The following is a 1,547-nucleotide window of genomic DNA, read 5'->3' on the forward strand; positions in this document are numbered from 1 at the left end:
TCTGACGACCAGAGCGGCAAGAGCCGTGTAACGGGAGACTGTTACGCACGGTTCTGTGAGGGCCGGGAGGTGAGATCCCTCCCGGCTACTCGACCAAGGACCGAACAACTCCGGATCGTTGTCGCACCCGGCCTCCTCGGTGAACCTTGCCGCGGACGCCGTTTGCGTGATCATCGCGGATGGTGCCGCGCCGCTGTCCAGGTGCGTGCCCGGGTGACGCGCCCGGCAAAATTCCGGGCACGCGTGCCAGTCGCGCGGCGCGTCGTGTCCATCGCGCGCGGCGTGCTCTGCAGGCTCTGTCCATAGGCGGCGGCGACAGGCGCCGTGCGTCCCCCACCAGATCCGTCACGCCCAGATCAACGAGCGCGGAACCTTACCTTCGGGTCAATAGGCAAGAAAGCCGCCGGGCGGATCTTTTTCCGTGCGGGTTCCAGAGGCTACTGCCGCTCTTTCTGGGCGTAGCTCACGATGAGGTGACCCCTGTGGTGTGGACACTCTGATGGCGGATCTTGATGGTCCGGGAAGATGGTTCACATGGCGGGGCGGAAGTACACCCCGGAGTTCCGGGCGGATGCGGTGGCGTTGTGGAGGGCCTCAGCGGGGCAGCGGACGATGAAGGACGTCGCGGCTGACCCGGGGATCACTCGGGAGACGCTGCGGTTGTGGGTTCGTGCGGCCGAGGGCGGCGGTCAGGCTCCAGCCGGTGGGTCCGGGGCGGAGGACCACCGGGAGGAGCTGGCCCGGTTGCGGGCTGAGAACGCGCGGCTGCTGAAGGCGGAGAAGGAGTGGCAGCTGGAGCGGGAGATTCTCCGTCGGGCCGCCCAGTATTTCGCCAAGGAGATGAAGTGACGTCCCGCCGCTGGGACTTCATCTCCGAGCACGCCGGTGATTTCGGCGTCCAGCGGCTGTGTCGAGTGCTGGAGGTCTCCCGCTCGGGCTACTACCGGCGGCTGGCCGGCATGGACGCCGGGGCCGGGCGGCAGACCGCCGACCAGGCCCTGGTGGCGGAGATCCGCGAGATCCACTCCGCGTCCGGCGAGACCTACAGGGCCCTGCGCATCCACGCCGACCTGCGAGGATCCGGGCGACACGTGAATCGCAAACGGGTGGCTCGACTGATGCGCGAACACGGCATCATCGGCCGCCACCTGCGCCGCGGCAAGCGGACCACCATCCCCGACCCGGCGGCGCCGCCGGTGCCGGACCTGGTGCAGCGCGACTTCACCGCCTCCCGGCTCGACCAGCGCCGGTGCGGCGACATCACCTACATCCAGGTCGGCGGCCGATGGCTGTTCCTGGCCTGCGTGATCGACATCTGTTCACGCCGGGTCCTCGGCTGGTCGATGGCCCCGCACATGCGGGCCGAACTGGTCGTCAGCGCCCTGGAGATGGCCGTGGCCGCCCGTGGTGGGAAGGTCGCCGGGGTGGTGTTCCACTCCGATCACGGGTCGCAAGGCGGATTCAACTGATCGTCGCAACACCTCGATCGAGGAGGTTGTTGTGGCTCAGGGAAGGGCTCGTGCGGCACTGAAGGCGGGTCGCCCGCC

1 pseudogene is annotated in these 1,547 nt (G+C 68.6%); it reads left to right on the forward strand.

From position 1 onward, the window contains the following. Window positions 1-534: 534 nt before the first annotated feature. Window positions 535-1,454 (forward strand): annotated as a pseudogene (locus tag ACWDAK_RS41220) (IS3 family transposase); the annotation flags it as partial. Window positions 1,455-1,547: the final 93 nt, after the last annotated feature.

The organism is Kitasatospora sp. NPDC001175 (assembly GCF_053598215.1).